Origin of the sequence: Siminovitchia jepli, from assembly GCF_047228825.1 — a bacterium.
Lineage (GTDB): Bacteria > Bacillota > Bacilli > Bacillales > Bacillaceae_C > Siminovitchia.
This window is the reverse complement of the sequence record NZ_JBFEGN010000004.1, coordinates 76,697-95,057: the sequence shown is the minus strand read 5'-3', so window position 1 is coordinate 95,057 and position 18,361 is coordinate 76,697. Positions and strand designations below refer to the sequence as shown.

Annotated in this window: 15 protein-coding genes and 1 pseudogene; 1 reads left to right on the top strand and 15 read right to left on the bottom strand. The window is 41.1% G+C overall.

Going from position 1 to position 18,361, the window contains the following annotated elements; genetic code table 11:
* Window positions 1-42: 42 nt before the first annotated feature.
* The 10 genes from AB1L08_RS04000 to AB1L08_RS03955 all read right to left on the bottom strand — a co-directional run bounded on the left by AB1L08_RS04000 (window position 43) and on the right by AB1L08_RS03955 (window position 11,360).
* Window positions 43-1,638: an ABC transporter substrate-binding protein gene (locus AB1L08_RS04000; RefSeq protein WP_413063387.1), complete on the bottom strand. Its 1,596-nt coding sequence runs from the start codon at window positions 1,636-1,638 to the stop codon at window positions 43-45.
* Between the two features lie 48 nt (window positions 1,639-1,686).
* Window positions 1,687-2,904 (bottom strand): CaiB/BaiF CoA transferase family protein, encoded by a 1,218-nt coding sequence (locus AB1L08_RS03995; RefSeq protein WP_413063386.1) that lies wholly within the window; start codon window positions 2,902-2,904, stop codon window positions 1,687-1,689.
* The gene (locus tag AB1L08_RS03990) at window positions 2,901-4,226 is read right to left on the bottom strand and encodes a 2-hydroxyacyl-CoA dehydratase subunit D (protein ID WP_413063385.1); all 1,326 of its coding nucleotides are present in this window, start codon (window positions 4,224-4,226) and stop codon (window positions 2,901-2,903) included. Before AB1L08_RS03990 ends, AB1L08_RS03995 begins: the two co-directional genes overlap by 4 nt.
* A 24-nt stretch (window positions 4,227-4,250) precedes the next feature.
* Window positions 4,251-5,417, bottom strand: coding sequence for a 2-hydroxyacyl-CoA dehydratase subunit D (locus AB1L08_RS03985; RefSeq protein ID WP_413063384.1), 1,167 nt, complete (start codon window positions 5,415-5,417; stop codon window positions 4,251-4,253).
* 147 nt (window positions 5,418-5,564) lie between these two features.
* On the bottom strand, window positions 5,565-6,671 hold the full coding sequence (locus tag AB1L08_RS03980; protein ID WP_413063383.1) for an AbrB family transcriptional regulator: 1,107 nt from the start codon (window positions 6,669-6,671) through the stop codon (window positions 5,565-5,567).
* Window positions 6,672-6,741: 70 nt separating this feature from the next.
* Window positions 6,742-7,518 carry a phosphonate ABC transporter ATP-binding protein gene (phnC, locus tag AB1L08_RS03975; protein ID WP_413063382.1) on the bottom strand — a complete coding sequence of 259 codons (777 nt, stop codon included), beginning with the start codon at window positions 7,516-7,518 and terminating at the stop codon, window positions 6,742-6,744.
* A gap of 18 nt (window positions 7,519-7,536) precedes the next feature.
* On the bottom strand, window positions 7,537-8,382 hold the full coding sequence (locus AB1L08_RS03970; RefSeq protein ID WP_413063381.1) for a PhnE/PtxC family ABC transporter permease: 846 nt from the start codon (window positions 8,380-8,382) through the stop codon (window positions 7,537-7,539).
* Entirely contained in the window at window positions 8,382-9,176 is a 795-nt protein-coding gene (phnE, locus tag AB1L08_RS03965; protein ID WP_413063380.1) for a phosphonate ABC transporter, permease protein PhnE, read from the bottom strand. Before phnE ends, AB1L08_RS03970 begins: the two co-directional genes overlap by 1 nt.
* A gap of 27 nt (window positions 9,177-9,203) precedes the next feature.
* Window positions 9,204-10,127 (bottom strand): phosphate/phosphite/phosphonate ABC transporter substrate-binding protein, encoded by a 924-nt coding sequence (locus AB1L08_RS03960; RefSeq protein ID WP_413063379.1) that lies wholly within the window; start codon window positions 10,125-10,127, stop codon window positions 9,204-9,206.
* 39 nt (window positions 10,128-10,166) lie between these two features.
* Window positions 10,167-11,360, bottom strand: coding sequence for a cytochrome P450 (locus tag AB1L08_RS03955; RefSeq protein WP_413063378.1), 1,194 nt, complete (start codon window positions 11,358-11,360; stop codon window positions 10,167-10,169).
* A gap of 208 nt (window positions 11,361-11,568) precedes the next feature.
* Between AB1L08_RS03955 and AB1L08_RS03950 the strand changes: the two genes are divergently transcribed.
* Window positions 11,569-13,170, top strand: a complete 1,602-nt coding sequence (locus tag AB1L08_RS03950) for a response regulator transcription factor (RefSeq protein ID WP_413063377.1) — start codon at window positions 11,569-11,571, stop codon at window positions 13,168-13,170.
* 361 nt (window positions 13,171-13,531) lie between these two features.
* Here the strand turns inward: AB1L08_RS03950 and AB1L08_RS03945 are convergent, their stop codons facing one another.
* The 5 genes and pseudogenes from AB1L08_RS03945 to AB1L08_RS03925 form a co-directional block, all read right to left on the bottom strand.
* Window positions 13,532-15,094, bottom strand: coding sequence for a class I adenylate-forming enzyme family protein (locus AB1L08_RS03945; protein WP_413063376.1), 1,563 nt, complete (start codon window positions 15,092-15,094; stop codon window positions 13,532-13,534).
* Window positions 15,095-15,142: 48 nt separating this feature from the next.
* Window positions 15,143-15,922 carry an enoyl-CoA hydratase-related protein gene (locus AB1L08_RS03940; RefSeq protein WP_413063375.1) on the bottom strand — a complete coding sequence of 260 codons (780 nt, stop codon included), beginning with the start codon at window positions 15,920-15,922 and terminating at the stop codon, window positions 15,143-15,145.
* A gap of 13 nt (window positions 15,923-15,935) precedes the next feature.
* A pseudogene (locus tag AB1L08_RS03935) lies at window positions 15,936-16,792 on the bottom strand (3-hydroxyacyl-CoA dehydrogenase family protein).
* A gap of 60 nt (window positions 16,793-16,852) precedes the next feature.
* A complete protein-coding gene (locus AB1L08_RS03930) occupies window positions 16,853-17,104 on the bottom strand; it encodes an AMP-binding enzyme (RefSeq protein WP_413063374.1) in 252 nt (83 codons plus the stop codon).
* Window positions 17,105-17,185: 81 nt separating this feature from the next.
* Window positions 17,186-18,361 (bottom strand): acetyl-CoA C-acetyltransferase, encoded by a 1,176-nt coding sequence (locus tag AB1L08_RS03925; RefSeq protein WP_413063373.1) that lies wholly within the window; start codon window positions 18,359-18,361, stop codon window positions 17,186-17,188.

Below are 18,361 nucleotides of genomic sequence, written 5' to 3'. Positions count from 1 at the left end.
CTTTCTTTATAAGGAACGACACGGATGATTAAGGTTTGTGCACTACTTTTTTAACCATGTATCCTCAGGAGTCCATTCACTTCCATGCGCCTTGTTTATTCCGGAATCATGAACATAATTGTATATTGGAACCGGCTGGGCCGATACATATACAGGAACAGCGAGCGCATATTTTTCATAAACCAACTGTTGAAGCTCATGTGAAAGTTCCGTTTTCGTTTTATCGTCAGTTGATGCCTTTAATTTAGGATACATCTCATCAATTTCTTTCGGGATATCCAAGCCATGGGAATAAATAACCCCTTTTGATGAGAAGTTTCTTGGCATATACATGGCCAAGTCGGGATCGGATCTTCCAGTCAGAAAAATAAGATCTTTAAACTGTTCACCTGAAGCATGGGTAATTTTTTGCCATAATCCGGAATCAATGACATTTAATTCGGCTTTTATGCCTATTTCAGACAAGTATCCTGCAATGGCGGTTCCTATTTCTACTTCTCCCGGATCGTTCCTTAATGTAAATGTGGTTTCAAAACCATTCGGATAACCAGCTTCTTTTAGTAATTCCTTTGCTTTTTCCGGATTATAATCAATGTCCAGGGCTTCATTATAGGATTTCGAGCCAGGTGCTCCCCACTGGTTTGAAACGATTCCATACCCGTAAATAAAAGTGTCGACAATGGCTTGTCTATCAACTGACAAAGAAGCAGCCTGCCGGACAAGAGGGTTATGGAATGGCGAATCTTTATCTAGACTATTAAAGAGAAACCCTTTCATTTGGCTTCCCAATCCTGTTTCATTTGTCAAAATGGTTATATCCGGAACTTCTTCCAAATCCTTGGCCAAAAGAGAAGGACCTTGGATAAATCCATCTATTTCTCTTGCCTGCATTGATGCGGTCGCTGTTGTAGAATCGGCATAAAGGTGGAATTCTATGCCATCCAAATACGGTTTTCCCTCTTGCCAGTAATCATCAAACTTTTCATATTTAACCGATTTATTTTTCGTCCAGCTGACAAATTTAAAAGGACCTGTACCGACCGGATTTTCCATTGCCCATTCTCTGCCATTCTCTTTATAGGCAGTTGGGGAAGAAATAGGGAGGAAGTTGCAAATAGCCTCCAGCATACTGCTGTTCCATTCTTTTAAGTTAACTTCAACTGTGTATTCGTCCGGCATTTCCACTGATTCGATGTCACTGAATTCAGAACGGCCGGATTCCATGAATTCTTCAATATTCCACTTAACCGCCTCAGCATTTAAGTCTGTACCGTCATGGAATTTTATGCCGCTTCTCAATTTGAAGGTGATCTTTGCATTTTCAGGATCTTCTTCCCATTGTTCCGCCAATAACGGCTGCATACTCCCGTCCTCATCAAACCGTCCTAACTTTTCCAGTGCCGGTTCACTTATAAAAAAGTCATCCACTGCGCGCAATTCTGAAGCCAGGCCCAGGTTTTGTAATGTTGTGAGCGCCCCAATCTTTAACACACCGCCATATTTATCCTCCTCATTTGTTTTACCTCCAGAATCATCTCCGTTGGAGGCTGTGTTTGAACCTGAGTTATTGCTGCATGCAGAGAGAACCATCATCAGCATGGTTGCAAAAATGAATACTGTTTTGAATTTCATTTTCATTAAAAATCCCCCTTTTAAATTTTTCCTAATATGGAATATGAGTTTCCCTTATATCACTCCTTTCTGTTCCAACTCCTCCAACTCTTTTTGCGATAGTTCAAACAAACCTCTATATACCTCATCGTTATGCTCCCCGAGAAGAGGAGCAGGCTGAATTGAAACAGTAGAATTTGAAAGTCTGATAGAATTGCCAGGTATTTTCATTTCCCCTCTTTGCGGATGCTTTATCGTAACGACTGTTCCTCGTTTATTCAAATAAGGGTCATTTGTAACGTCAGTCGTGGATAATACTGCTCCTGCAGGCACTTGCGCTCTTCCCAACATTTCCATTGCTTCATTTTTCGTTCTTTTTTTCGTCCATTCAGATATGATTTCATCGATGATTTCACGGTGCTCATATCTGGATTCAGGCGTCGCAAACCGCTGATCGTCCTCAAGATCTGTACGGCCAATCACCTGCAGCAATCTTTTCCATTGAGGACTTGTTGGCATGCGGGAAGTATATATAAATACATAGTCATTTGGACCGCCAGGCTTACAAGGATATACATTACATGGAGCAACCGGAGCCATCGGCATTTCATTTCCGACCCGTGGCGCATCTTTACCTGTCATTAACTGTCTTCCCCAAGCCGAACGGCTGAAGTTAATCATGACATCTTGCATGGCCACTTCGACTTTTTGTCCTTTCCCCGTGATTTCTTTTTCATATAGAGCGGCCAAAATACCGATTGCACAATGATAACCTGTTCCGCTGTCTGCCAAGTTGGTCCCCGCATGCATGGGAGGGCCGTCCTTTTCACCAGTAATACTCATTACTACTCCCACTGCTTGCCCTATCGCATCAAAAGCCGGAAATTCAGCATATGGGCCATCACTTCCAAATCCTTTGATTTGGGCATAAATAATCCCGGGATTTATATCTTTGAGTTTTTCATAATCAAATCCAAGCCGTTCAATAACGCCTGGTGAAAAATTTTCAACAAAAACATCCGCTTTTTCTACCATTCGATAAATTAATTCTCTTCCTTCGGGTTTCTTTACATCCACCGTCACTGACTTTTTGTTTGAATTTAATATGATAAAACCATAGGAGTCCTGTCCCGGCTTATCGGCAGAAGAACGTCTTCCCTGCTCACCAATTTCAGGCTTCTCCAGTTTAATAACCGTTGCGCCCAGCCAAGCAAGCGTCTGCGTACATACAGTACCTGCTTCAAACTGAGTAAAGTCCAATACCATAACGCCATCAAGGGGCCCTTTATTCATAACGGCTTCACTCCGATTCTGTCTGTAATAAATTCATCAAGTTTTGAAATCATTGCCGATTCATCCCATCCCCTTGCATCAACAGGATCAGCGTGCAGCTGTAAAAGTGGGATACCAGCTTTTTCAAATGCTTTCTTAATAAAATAAGTCCCGCCAGCGGACTGGGTACAACTGTCAGATATGAGATGAACAACACCATCAATCTTATTTTTCTTCGCTTCTTTGATGTACCAGTCACTGTTCCAAGGCGGCATATGCAGCATATCTTCCATCCCTACAAATCTGCTTGTAAGGGTTCGAAGCGGATCTTCTCCATATCTGGCATAAGCATCGGCAGCCAATCCGAGATAAATGGACCAAAGAAAAACTGCGCCATATTTTCTTTCAAAATGTTGATAGAAACCTAAATTGAACCAAAGCCCCCTGCCGAGCCACATGAGCCTGACATTTTCATTTTGGCAAACAGCTTCTCCGCAGGTTACAAGGTCCTTGACTTCTTCGTAAAGTGAGCGGGCTATGTCTACTGCCCACTGAGTCCCCCTTTGCCACTGCGGTACCATTACGGCTGGAACGATGTCGGAAATGCTCACCGGGGAAGGGCTTGTTTGTGCAATTAAATCACGGGTTAATTGATTATAATAAGCTTGCTGATTGACCAGATTCATGATTTCTTTGAATTTTGTTTCACTAAACACTTTTCCTGTGTGTGTTTCCAGAAAACGGATCAGCCCTTTAAAATCTTCAACCATAAAGTCCAAACGATGAGGTTCAAACAAGTCCTCCCATTGCCTTGGAGCTTTTTGCCACCAATTGTCGGGAATGGCTCTGGGGACTGTATTTTCTAATGGGTAAAACGGGACTCCAAATTTTCTGGACCAAAGCTCAAAAATTTTTGCCTGAGAATCACAAGTAAGCCGTGTTACTGCAACAGTTGGCTTAGGAAGTCCTCCCCATGGCCCATTTTCGGGTTCCGGGTCAAACGCCGATGCCAAGGATAGGGAACAATATCGACAAAGATCTTTACGATACCCATTATCATTAATTAGACCAAGATAGTAAGAAGACATCTGCTTTGCTGAACACAGTGATGACCACCATTGATTCACGATATACGGAATATCCATTGCCCGAAATATCTCTTGCGGGACATCAGCATTTACAAATGCCAATGGTTCTCCTTTTTCAACCCGTTCCCTCAGCCCTTGAAACCATTTGCGCTGAAAAGCTGTGGCTTTTTTAGTGGTTTCTAATCGTTTTACACTGGCTTTACCTTTTGCTTGCATTCTTTTATTTGCCAGCATTGTATCGCTTTTTTCCCCCATATTAAGCACCTCTTTACTTTTCATTTATTTTTCTAAAACAGATTCCCTATGTTGAATGAAATTAATAAATTCAGTGATTTTCCGGCGTACATGTTCTTTCTCTTTTAACAAGTAAGATTGCCGGTCAATTAAGAGGGAGGGGATTCCTAATTCTCTCAATGCTTTCATCTGTTCGGGATAATCCCAGGAAGGAGCATCATCCGCTTGGTGAATAAAAAAGATGACACCTTCGGAACCGACAGCTTTTACATTTTCAATTAACGACTTCACCCGTTCTGTTACTGTTGATTGACTGGAGGGCAAGTATCGCAAATGATAACGATCAACAATTCCATCAATTAAATCAACACTTGTATCTACTTCCCCGATATAGTGTCTTAACCCAAAATCATGGTCTTCCCCTACAATCACTGCTCCACAAGATTCAACCAGTTCGTAAAACTCGGAGTGGTCTTGCATACTTCCTGTAACAAAAATTTTGATACCCTGGAGCATGGGCATATCGTCCACTCGTTCTAATAAGCTGCTAAGCAGTTCATTATGCTTTTCCTTTTCCATCAACATGGAAGAACCAATTATTTTTAAAGCCTGGGCACCTGAAACACGGACATTTTCAGCATGACGAAAAGTCGAAAGCTTTTGCAGCAGTTTTCTATTTTCATTACATACATTGATAGATCTCCTAAGGTCACTTTCATTTAAGGAACGTCCCGACCAGTTCTCCAGCTCACTTATTAATTCCTCCGTTCTATGTCGATTGTAGAGCGCAGATATTCTAAAACGAGTATGTAAAAAGTCAAAAAAGTATAACTCGGGTACATGTAATTCATTCTCCGTTTGGCTTAAGGCTCTTAAATAATAAAAGACTCGGATAACAGCATCCGATGAGTTGGAAATAATAAGACGGTCTAAATATTGATAAGAGCCATCAATAATCCTGGTAAACTGAGCACGGATTAATGGATCAAAACCATTTTCAAGATAAACATCCGCCAATGCAGATGTTGCATTAGGGTTGCCAAATATACGGACAGGCAGAAAACCAAAAGCGATTAATAATTCTTCAGGAACGTCACTTCCTAAGCAGCCAACTACTTTTCCGCCATTTTCCTTCCATTTATTGGCCTCTGAATCTCTCTTATCGTAAACGTTTTCAAATACTTCGAAGGCATGGTGAGATTGAACAGACAAGTATACCTCCTCCTTCCTCAACTCATGCTCATTGTATTAGAATAGAGGAGGTTCGAATACTCCCACAAAAAGAGGTGTCCCCCCTTTTTTTGGGGGAGCCAGACAATTTTTTCCTGTCAATTTAAAAAAATCTCTTTCCTTGTAAACTTATGATTTACCCAAACTTGCAGGCTTTTTGGCTTTTTTTCGATTCATGATGAGTTTTAATACAGGCGGCACAACTAATATGATAAAAAACATCCTGAACATTTGGTACGCGGTTATTAAGGGCAAGTTTGCACCCACTTCTTTCGCAGTGATCCCCATCACATCCAAACCGCCAGGAGCTGTACTTAAAAAGGCTGAAACCATTTCAAGACCTTTCCATTTGGTTAACAAAACAGCTATTCCAAAGCAAAATAAAATTAACAAAAGGCATGAGATAATGACATATAGCAACAGCTTGCTCCAGTTATTCCTTAATTCACTTAAATCCATTTGAACAGCTAAATATGTACTAAAAAACAATTGTCCCATAATCAAAATTATAGTTGGAAGCGGGGATATCGGAATCCCTGAAAGTGTCAGCATGATCGCAGCCATCATCGGCCCCGTCAAATATGGTGTGGGAAATTTTAAGAAAATAGCCGTTCGAATACCTACCCATAATCCGAAAAAGGTGATGGGATAGCTGTACCATGGCACCTTAAAGGGAATGCCTTCCAAGCTGCCGCTGCTCTTTATGACTAAATCATAGTATTCTTTTTCTCCTGCCATTCCATGAATGACTAAAAAAGGGACGATAAAAATGACAAAAAGGATCCTGATTATCTGCATCGTTGCAACAGTTGACGTATTGACTCCTTTTATTTCACCGCTTAATGCAACCATTTGGGAAAGGCCGCCCGGAATGCTGCCAAGGATTGCTGAACGCACACTAATCCCTGACCCTAATGCAACAAAGTACCCCATTAATAAACTAAAGAGAATTGAAAACACTGTTATGAACACCATGGACGGCAGGTGGGAAAGAATTTGATATCCGTTATCGGGAGTAAAAGAAGAGCCCAGCATATATCCGATAATGGCCAAGCCTGCGTATTGAAGCGTTGGATGCCAATATAGCGGCTTTTTAAGGGCAGACTTTACAATCAATATGGTAACAAGCGGTCCAAGCAGCCACGGAATTGGAAAATGCAATAAATAAAACAAAACGGCTCCCGATAAGGAAATAAAGAAAGTGTTTAACAGCCATTTTTTCTCAACCGATTTCATAAATTCATCCACCCAATCGAAAAGAAAGAGGCGGGACCTTGTAAATAGCCCGCGCCCATTTTACAACATATCAAGGGATTGCCTTTTGATACATTTCACTTTCTTTTCCTTCGTAAATATATTTAATCATTTGATCTGTAAGCTTTTCCGGAACATCATCGAAAACCACTTTTCCATCTTTTATTCCAATAATTCTCGTTGAATAGTTTTTGGCAACCTCTACCTGGTGAAGGTTTACGAGGCACGCGATACCTAATTGCTTGCAGTTTTTATGAATTGTATCCATCACCGTAGCTGATGACTTTGGGTCCAGAGATGCGATTGGTTCATCCGCCAGTATCAGTTCTGGTTTTTGAGCCAGGGCCCTGCAAACACCAACCCGCTGTTTTTGTCCGCCGGACAGCTCATCTGCCCTTTTATAAATTTCTTTTTCCAGTCCTACTTTACAAAGCCACTCAATTGCTTCCTTTTTATCCTCTTCTCTGTACAAATTAAAGATGCCGGCAAAAGAACTCATATATCCCAAACGTCCATGCAGGACATTTTCAAGGACACTTAATCGGGAAACTAAGTTATAGTGCTGAAAGATCATTCCAATTTTCGCTCTTATTTTTCGGAGTTCTTTTTTATTCGCCTTTTCAACGCTATAATCCAAAAAGTCAATTGTACCTTCCGTTGGATCGATTAAGCGGTTAAGGCAGCGCAGAAAAGTTGATTTTCCTGCACCGCTGGGACCGATAACCGATATAAACTCTCCGTTGGATATGTCCAAACTGATTCCGTTTAAAGCCAATGTTTCATTATTATATCGCTTGACCAAATTTCGTATTTTTAATATTGTTTCCATGTTTTTTCCTCTCTCCATTTATCTGTTTCCAATACGAATTCGAATTTGATTGATAAATAGCTCCAATAAAAACATCGTAATAAAAACGAGCAGAATACCGAGTGTTAAGTTGGCAAAGTGATAATATTGAATGTAGCTTTGCAATAAATAACCTATTCCGCCTGCTCCAACCATGCCCAGAATAACGGACTCATGTACGTCCAGTTCAAAACGAACACCAAGGGTTGCAATTAACCCCGTAAATAAGGTTGGTACCAGTCCCTTAAAAATGACATGCCACCAGGTGCCCCCCACTGATTGAATCGCTTCTATTACATCTTCCCCCTCTTCCTCAATTTGAGCAGTAAATGCTTTTACGAGAAAAGAAGTGGTTGGAAAAAGCAGGCCAATAATACCAGCCATCGGTCCGAATCCTATACTGGCTACCGCAATCAACACCCAAATAGGAGTGGGAATCGACCTGATAATCATGACAAAATATCTGATAAACATTCCCAATGCCTTATTTGGAGTTGTGTTATTGGCTGCCAGAAAAGAAAGAAAAAATGAAACGACCAAACTGAAAAGGACCGCCAAAAAAGCTATCACAATCGTTGTCAGCATTGCGGCCATTAAATCACTAAGATTAGAGAGAGAGAGTTGAGTCATCTCGCTCAGAATGGCCGGAATGCGCTCCATTCCTTTTGAAACCGCTTGAAAATCCACCTTAATAAAAGAAAGTGAAATCACAAACAATATCAATATACTGATAAAAAAAATTCTTTGTTGTCTTTGAGTTTGTTTATGGGCAATTGATATTTTCTTTTTTGACTCAAGTAATTGATGAATATCGGGAGAATTGGCTGCATACTTACCTTCCATCATTAAATTAATCGCTCCCTTAAACGGTTAGTAATAAATTCCACTGTCAGGATGAGGACAATCATAATGGTTATGACCGTGGCTGTCTTGCTGTATTGAAAGAGATCCATTGTCTGCTTTATTAATATGCCTACACCGCCTGCCCCTACAATACCCAATATGGCCGAGGCACGGATATTAATCTCGAACATAAACAACGTCCAAGAGATAAAACTGGGCAAAAATTGCGGAATAATGGCATGCTTTATTTTTTGCCCATAGGTCGCCCCGGCCGCATCAAGGGCTTCCAGTGATTCAGAACTGATTTCTTCAATTGATTCCGCATACACGCGGGCCAGGAATGCACTGCCGAACAAAATGAGGCCAATCATTCCCGGCAATACACCGACACCCAAAATAATTACTAATACCGATGCCCACAGAAGAAATGGGATGCTCCGAAAGAATGTGACAATTCCACGAGAAACGAAACGAATGACAGGATGAGGTGTAGTATTATGGGCCATAAGCAATCCGGCACCCATAGCCAAAAAAGAGGAAATGCAGGTGGCGACTACACCTATAAAAAGAGTGTCAAGAACTGGCTTTGCATAATCTTTAATATCGGAAACATTGGGAGGAAAAAAATCCACGAAAATAAAGGTGATGAAAGCCGGAATACTTTGAAATAGTTCAACAAAATTAAAGCTAACATAGCGCATGGCCATAAAAACAACGACAGCAAAGAAGATAAGCGATAAAAATCGCTTCATCTTTCTCCGCTGGAATTGGGCCGGTTTTGTATTCAAATGATGCATTTGAGATAAGCCTCCTCTTTTTTCTTATTATTTCATAAGCTCCTCCGGGCTCATCCCCAAAAACTCGGATATGTCTCTATAGAAATCATAATTGCTGTCGGTGACTTCAGTAAATGACGCTTCTTTCATGCCCAAAAGGTTCTCCAGAAACAGTGGACCTTGATCATAGTTAATTAGGAAATCTTTTATTTTTGCTTTTGTATCATCGGGAATTTCTGAGCGAATTGTTACCGGGACTGGCGGAGTTTCTTCGGATTCAGCTATTACACGGTATGAATCTTCTTTAATAACACCGCGCTCTGCCAATGCACCCGGAATAGGAGAAGCTACTGCCGCTGCGTCATATTGCCCGTTAACCGCTCCAATGACGACTGCTTCCTGATTTCCGGCAAACTGAACATCTTTAAAAAAGTCTTTTTCCAGCTCCTCTACTGTTATACCCAGTTCCTTGACTAGCATGGTTTTGGGAATCAAATGTCCGGAAGAGGAAGAGGGTTCAACAAATCCAAATGTTTTCCCTTTTAAATCTTCAAGCTTTTGAATATCCGAATCTTTTGGAACCACAATATAGGATTGAACACCTTTTGCAGGCTTGACTCCGGCAATCACTTCAATATTGGCTCTTTCCGCTCCAAGAATATAGGCAAACGGAGGCATGATGACCATATCGGCTTTCTTATTTTTCATGGCTTCAATGGCTGCATTATAACTTGTCGCTTGAAATGCTTCTACAGGCACCCCTATAATTTCTGATAGTTCTTCTTCAAATTCTTTATTTGTTTTCTGGACACCTTCAGCACCTTCAATGGGCAGATAGGCCATGACAAATTTATCCAGCTTGGCTTCGCCTTTATCGCTGTTTCCGCTGCCGGAATTTTTGCTTGTTCCGCAGCCCCCCAGCAGTATAAGGGCTAAAGCTGTTGTAAGTAATAATATCATTTTTCGTTTCATAACTTATATACTCCCTTTTTTTGTTAAATTTTTTGTTCATTATGATGAAATTTTAACCGGCAAAGATAACACTCCCCACTCGGGCCAGCCGGCCATTTTCACTTCTCCCGTCCTCTCAATATAATTCGTACGGGCAAGAAGCTCTTTCAGAGTGATTGTTAACATGAGTCTTGCAAGCGGTGCTCCAGGACACCGATGGGGACCTAAACCAAAAGCAATGTGTTTTTTTATATTGGGACGATTTAACATGAACTTATCAGGGTCTGGAAATACAGATTCATCGTGGTTTGCGGAGGCAAATACAATGGCTATTGGCTCATCTTTTTTGATTGTTTTGCCGCCAATTTCCACATCTTGTTTTGCCGTTCTGGCAAATCCCCTGTAAGGAGTGAACAGCCTCAAATATTCCTCAATGGCTGCTGGAACAAGACTTAAATCATTTCGCAGCTGATTTTGAATTTCCGGATGCTCTGTAAGGTGAAACATCATGCTTCCTGAAAATACAACCGGGGCGATCATCCCCACAACCATCAACTGGCGAATGGTTCCCAAAATTAATTCATCCGGCAAGGGCTCGCCCTTATATTTGCGATTGATATAAGCACTGATGACATCTTCTGCGGGATCCATCGGATTTACTTTCCGCATATCAATCAGTGTTCTTGCAATATCGTAAAGCTCCAGACTCGCTTCTTGAACTGATTCATTTTTCACTTCGTATAACGAGCCTGCAAACCGTTTTGTTACTTCCCGAATTCTCATTGATAAATCCGGTGACAAGTTAAAGAAGTGTGCCATCACGTATCCCGGCAGTTTGTGAAATAGCTCTTCCGAGATATCTCCCCCACCTTTTGCCAAAAATTTTTCTACCAGTTCTACAATTGTATCGTGAACGTATGGCTCAAGCTTCTCCATCTTCTCATCTTGAAGAAACGGATCAAGCGTGCGTCTATAGGGCGTATGTTCAGGCGGGTCTAAATGTAAAGGGGGCCGCCTGCCTGTTGTTGCTACCTTTGGAACCACATTTTGAACAGAGGTAACAAAGGTTTTTGGGTCTTTTAGAACATTTACGATGTCTTCATATCGGAACAATGCCCAGTAACCATTAAACTCTTCACTATGGGCTACGGGGCATTTGGCACGCATTTCCTTAAACATTTCATGCGCTTCATAAAATGTCTCTGTCTTATGATCAGTCGGTGTAAAATCATTTGCAAGTTCTTGATTCGGCAAAAAAGTTCCTCCTTCATTACTCTAAAGCTATCGTATTAGAATGGTTTTGAAACAGATTTAACAAAAAGAATAAAAACAGTCATTTGCACATTTATTTTGCTGAAGAGCAGATTTGATTATATTCCGTTGAAAAATTTAAAATGATATAATGTTTATATCAAATAATGTAATTGCCTGTGTTTCATAATTTTTCGAGGGGTGACATCGTTTGCATAACCTACTTATCATGAATCACGATCTTGATGATTCACAGGATGAGCTTATAAAACTTCCATGGCAGAACATTGGAATCAATATCGTTCATCAAGCTTTTTCAATAGATAAAGCCTTGGAAATTATCAAGACAAATCCCATTGATATTTTGATAGTCAATCACTTCCCGGAAAGTTTGCCCGGAGGTAATGAATTAATAAAACTGATTCACCGCTTTGCCAACTATATTTCTTGCATATTACTAGATGACGCAGGCATTCAAATGGTCAGCTGCAACAATGCATTTATCCTTGGCAAGCCTTTCTCCAGCCGGGATTTATTGGCATTGGTTGAAAAAACCATTCAAAATATCGAAAAAAAATGGACAGATATTATCTATCAAAAACGGGAGTTAATAACATTTGAAGATCATCTCCCTATATTGCAAAAATACTTTTTAAGAGGCCGTATAAAGGATAAATTACTGACGAATAAGCAATTTTTACGCTCAGCCAACATTTTGGAGTTTTCGGATGCAATTGACCGCCCAATGTGTTTATTGTTAATCAGGATCGATGATCAACTGGGGCAATTTAACCATCATCATACGTCACTGTTTGAATTGGCCATTTACAATATTCTTAAAGAGCTGTTTGAATCCGATTTCAATATATACTACTGCATAGATGATTTCGATTACATGGTGGTCATGATTTCACAAAAAGCAAAAACCCCGGAAGAAGAAACATTCCAATATGAGCCGGTTGAACGCGGGTTACTGCAGCTTCAACATTACGCGAAGCGCTATTTATCCATCAGTTTATCTGTACTGATTAGCAAAACAGGTATTTTCCCCGATGAACTTTCAACTATTTATCATCAGTCGGCTAATGCGTTCAGACAAAAAATATCCGAAGATCAGGAAGTCATTCTGAAGGACTCTGAACATACCTCTTTGGAAAGTGTTCAGCATTTATCCAGTATCTATTCCCCGCCTTTGCTTAATCATCTATTAGAAGCAGGCCAATGGAAAAGCGCCTTCAATAAGCTGGAAACCATTTTTACGGAACTGAACAATTGCTGGCGTGATTCGCATGAGCATTTACTTGAAACCTATTTTCATATCGCTGGAGCTTTTTCGTATTATGTACACAGAAATAATCAATTAATGAAAGAAGCTCTGGGAGAAAATTACGACAAAATGTTAAATCTGGATTACTTCCACACGATTAGCCAATTGCAGAAATGGGCTTATGACACACTGGAAATTTTCAAGAGCTCTCAACATAAAGAGATACAAAATTCTCAGTCACTGCTGGTTAAAAAAGTACATGACTTTGTTTATGAACATATAGAGAAAGCGTCCCTTCAAACCATTTCCAATCACCTAAAATTAAATCAAAGTTACCTATCAAAGCTTTATAAGGATCAAACAGGTGAAAATTTAAGTGACTATTTGTTCCGCATTCGAATGCAAAGAGCTGCTCTGTTGCTAAAGCAAACCGATAAGAAAGTGTACGAAATAGCTCAGGAGTTAGGTTATTTTAAAATTAGTTACTTTATTAAATTGTTTAGGGATTACCACGGAACAACACCTCAAAAATTTAGAGAAAATTGAATAAGTATACAGAAATCGCTTTCAGTTTGATGTTGATTATTCTTCCTCCTTTCATGTAATATAAATTTATCAAATAAAGCCAAAGTACAAAATAGCCAAAATCTTTGTATGATAACCAATGTTTTTAGATATTTTTATAAATTTATCCAAAGCTGATAATATCCGAATTTTTTGAACAAATTTTTAGTTGAAAAATTATGAAAAAGTAACAAACTACTGGGTAATGAAGTTTAAATAATAAATGACGGGGAATGCATTTTATCCCCCGTCATTTATTTAGGATTTAGAAATATTTTTTTTGCGGTTACTACTGTATTTCTAGTTTTTAGTAATTATATAGCTTCTAAACACTTCATTATGATTAAAGTCTACCGTTAAGTGAAGCCCCCTCCTTCGCCGCCAGCTGCTCCCGTAATTTCATTTTTTGGATTTTCCCGCTTGCCGTGACAGGGAAGTCTTTTGTAAACACAAATTTTTCAGGAATTTTGTAAGTTGCCAATCTCTCTTTCAAATATTCTTTCAATTCATCTTCCGTACAATCCGCTCCGCTTTTTAATTGGATAACGGCACAAACAATTTCACCCAGTACTTCATCGGGAAGCCCAATGACTGCAGGGGTATCAACAGCAGGATGTTTTGAGAGCAAAGCTTCGATTTCCTGCGGATAAATATTGAATCCTCCGCGGATAATCATTTCTTTGGCACGGCCGATAAAATAGAGGTATCCTTCTTCATCGAGCTTTCCCAGATCACCCGTGTAAAACCAGCCCTCATCATCAAGGACGCCCGAAGTCTCTTTGGGCATTTGATAATAGCCCTTCATGTTTCCGAAGCTGTGGATAGCTATTTCGCCTATTTCTCCAGGCGGCAATTCATTTCTTCCTTCATCGACAATTTTTAGTTTTACGCCGGGGATGGCTTTCCCAAGCGTAGTTGTAATTTTTTCCTCACTATCGTTGTAAGGAGTCATTGTGACAGATCCCGTTTCGGTTATGCCATATGACTGGCAAAGGTTCATTCCCAGCCTGTCCCTTATTTCTTTGACTTTATTGGCCGGGATCGGTGAAGCTCCCACCATCCCTGCCCTCAACGAAGACACATCAAACTGTTCAAAGTCTTCCACCGCAAGTTCTTTCAGGAACATGGTCGGTACTCCCTGATGAATCGTAACCTTTTCCTGTTCAATGAGCTCCAGCATTTCTCTTGGATGGAATTTGTCTTTTAACACCATTCTGGCGCCGACCGAAACGACACTGAACAAATTGCAGGCCATACCAAAAATATGGAATAATGGTGCAGCAATAATAAAAACGTCTTCATTTGTACAATACAGTTCTCCCGCAATGGTATTGCCCGACTGGACAACGCTTCGGTGGGTAATCATGACTCCCTTGGGTACTCCTGTCGTTCCCGATGTATACAAAATACAGTAAACGTCATTATTCACGTCTACGGGTGTTTCTTCGATGACCGAAGATCCCATCAGCAATTCGTTGTAATTGATTAATCCTTCCGCTTTAAATCGAACAGATATAACAAAAGATATTGGTGAATCGAGCTCCGATAATATTTGCCGGTTAAACCGCTTCGTTATAAAGAGTGCTTTTGGTTTTGAATTCTCCAAAATATATTTAATTTCGTGAAATTGATAGACCGGGTTAAAAGGAACAAGAATCGCTCCTATTTTTGCAACGGCAAAGAATAGGGCAGCTGTTTCGTACCAGTTGGGAAGTGCCGCTCCAATCCGATCTCCCTTTTTCAAGCCCATTTCCAGTAAGGAGGCTGCGATAAGGTCTGCATCTTGTAAAAGCTGACTGTAGGAAACCCTGTGGGTCAGATCATAAACCGCTTCATTTTGTCCAAATTTGGCTTCTGCCTCTTTAAGAAGTCTGTAAACCGATAATTGATTTGTGTCTGAGGCCATTTTTTATGCCCCTCCTTAAAGTCGTCGAAGTAGAAAAAAGTTCCCTAACTACCTTCCCGTAAAGACCGGATTTCTCTTTTCAACGAAGGCATTGAGCCCTTCTTTTCTGTCTTCTGTCGAAAAGGCGTTTCCAAAACAAGTGTTTTCGATCGTCAAACCCGATTCTATATCTGTATTGCTGCCTGCATTCACGGCTGTTTTTAACATTTGCAATGCAACAGGAGGCTTTAGTGCCAGTTTTTGTGCCCATTCCTTGGCTTTCGTCAACACTTCTTCTGCTGGTACAACTTTGTTTACAATATGTAAATCAAAAGCTTGCTGAGCATCAAACATAGCCCCGAAGTAAAGGAGCTCCTTTGCAACGCCCAGCCCGACAATCTTTTGAAGACGCTGCGTTCCTCCTCCGCCCGGAATGATTCCAAGTCCTGCTTCCGGAAAAGCAAATCTGGCTTTCTCAGAGCTTATTCTTAAGTCACAAGCCAATGCCAGTTCAAATCCTCCGCCCAAAGCAAGGCCATTAATAGCGGCGATTACCGGTTTGGTGCTGTTTTCTAGTTGAGTAAAAACGGATCTGGAAAGTTTGTTCATCTTATTGATTCCCACCAAATCCAGGCTTGCCATTTCATGAATATCTGCACCAGCAACAAAGGCTTTCTCTCCGCTTCCGGTTAAAACAACGGCACGGATGCTGTCATCCTCGTCCAGTTTTGCAAATACATTTGATAATTCGCAGAACACTTGTGAATTAAGCGGATTCACCGGCGGGCGGTTGATCGTAACAACTGCCACATGATTGTCGATTTCACATAAAAGCGTGTTGTAATTCATTTGGTTTCCTCCATTATTTTTCATAATCATAGAAGCCCGCACCGGACTTTTTGCCAAACCGCCCGGCTCTCATCATCTGCTTTAATAGAAGCGGAGGTGCAAACCGGGCGTCATTGAATTCCTCCTGGAAATATTCCATCACGTAATAACCTATATCTACTCCTGCAAAATCCTGCAGTTCAAATGGACCCATCGGATAGTTCAAGCCAAACTTGACGGCTTTGTCTATGTCTTCAGCAGCGGCCGCTCCTTCTTCCAGCAGGCGGATCGCTTCAATAAACTGCGGAACCATGATGCGGTTAACGATAAAGCCGGGAGAATCTTTCTTTACTTCCACCACTTCTTTTCTTAAATCGCCGGACAACGCTTTCAATTGTTCTACTGTATCATCGCTTGTTTCGTATCCCCGTACAACCTCTACAAGCTTCATCAATTGTGCAGGGTGAAAAAATGCATGCCGGCCACACGGTCCGGACGTTTCGTTGCGGAGGCAATTTCGGTAATTGACATGGAAGAAGTATTGGTCGCCAAGATGACATCTTCCCTGACAATTTCATCCAGCTTTGAAAAAACTTCTTTTTTCAGCTCCATGTCTTCGATGACTGCTTCAATCACTGCATCTGCGTCTTTTAAATCTTCCAGATTGAGCGTTGTTGTAATGCGACCAAGAGTAGCCTCTTTTTGCTCTTCCGTCATTTTTCCTCGTTCGACACTTTTAGCCATAAATGTATTCATTCTCTGTAAAGCGCTTTCTAAAAAGCGGTCTTCAATATCTCTTAAAATCACATTGAAGCCATTCATTGCCGCAAGATTGGCAATTCCGGCACCCATGGAACCGGCGCCTACAACACCTATCGTTTGAAAAGCCACTGACACATCTCTCCTGACTGAATTGTTTATATTCATTATAAATACAGTAAATTGGGACTACTACCTACAAAGTAAAGGAAAAGAATAGATGCTTTTCCGTAAAAGTGAGGATGTCTCTTTCAGGACCACACAGGCACATGAGATTTCTCCGTATATCTCATCCGGCAGGCCAATGACGGCAGCATGGACAATCTCAAGTTCGCCGTAGGTGATTCTTCTTTCGTCGCTCACAATGGCTTCCCTATTGTTAAATTTTCTGGCGGTTTCCTTTAATGTATGGCTGACATTAAGCGTTTTTTGCAATTGATTCATTTTCTCACCTGTTTTCTCTAAGAGCTTTTCTTGAATCTCAGCATTCTTTTTTTAAAATGGATTTTTTTGAACTTTAAAGCTTTATAGCACTTCCCAAATGGCTGCGATTCCTTGTCCGCCGCCGATGCAAACAGCAGATGCACCGTATTTTTCATTTCTTCTTTTTAACTCTTTGACGAGTGTGTAGGAAATTCTTGTGCCGCTTGCCGCCAATGGGTGTCCCAACGCGACGGCGCCGCCGTTTACGTTTCCGATTTCAGGGTTAAATCCAAGTACTTTTTGACAGGCTAAATATTGGGCGGAAAATGCTTCGTTGATCTCGATCAAAGACAAGTCTTCCAACTGTAAATCAGCTTTCTTTAAGGCGCCCTGAATGGCAGGAACCGGACCGATTCCCATATATTTCGGCTCCACTCCGACAACATCCCAGGAGACAAGACGAGCGATTGGCTTTAATCCTTTCTTTTCTGCATAATCACTGGAAGTAATAATAACCGCTGCGGCTCCATCTACCATTCCGCTGGCGTTTCCGGGCGTAACGACGCCATTTTCAACAAATCTGGCAGGAAGCTTGCTCAACTGTTCCATGCTCGTTTCGCGGATATGCTGATCCTTGTCCACGACTTCGTCTCCTTTTCTCCCTTTTACGGTTACCGAAACAATTTCTTCCTTAAAGTATCCTTTATCTCTTGCCCGGATCGCGCGGTTGTGGCTTGCCAATGCATGTTCATCCACTTCTTCGCGTGTTAATTGATATTTCTCCGCCAAATTTTCTGCTGTTTCGGCCATCGTGTATCCGCAATTAGTATCGAGAAGCCCATCCCAAAGCCAGTCCTCAACAACAGGGCCGCCGAGCGGGCTTCCCCATCTCATTCCCCGAATTACATGGGGCACCTGGCTCATGTTTTCTGTCCCCCCCGCCAATACAACATTCGCTTCGCCGGTTAATATATATCTTGCACCAGTCAGTATTGCTTCAATTCCGGTGCCGCATACCCGGTTAATCGTTACACCGGGTACTTCCAAACGTGTACCCGACTTCAAGCCAACGTGTCTTGCAAGCAAGTGGGCATCCTTGCTGGACTGCTGAACATTTCCAAAAACAACCTGATCAATATCTTCCGCGCTGATTCCTGATTTATTAATCGCTTCTTTCGCGGCAATGACCCCTAATTCAGTAGCTGTAATGTTCCGAAAAGATCCGGATATTTTTGCAAAAGGCGTCCGTGCTCCCTCTATCAGTACAATTTGACTCAT